At 35.7% G+C, this 224-nt stretch carries 1 protein-coding gene; it reads right to left on the bottom strand.

The window, feature by feature from the left end; translation table 11 throughout:
• Window positions 1-224 (bottom strand): autotransporter domain-containing protein (locus EII29_RS11865; RefSeq protein WP_125237637.1); only part of this gene is annotated, 224 nt, incomplete at both ends.

Below are 224 nucleotides of genomic sequence, written 5' to 3'. Positions count from 1 at the left end.
TTTATACTTCCAAATCTTCCATATTCAAGTTTTAAACTTCCATAAGGCTTTATACTCGTTCTTTCACTCGTCCTGAACTCTTTGCTTATCTCATTCTTCAATGCCGCTCCATATGTATAATATGATGATTTTGCCTCAAATATCTCATCCACTACAAGGAACTTTCTATGCATATCGCTTCTCGATACATAACCTTCTCCCGATATCGTCCAGTTTAAACTGTT

Source organism: Leptotrichia sp. OH3620_COT-345, from assembly GCF_003932895.1.
Taxonomy (GTDB): domain Bacteria; phylum Fusobacteriota; class Fusobacteriia; order Fusobacteriales; family Leptotrichiaceae; genus Pseudoleptotrichia.
This window is presented reverse-complemented; position numbering and strand designations above follow the sequence as displayed.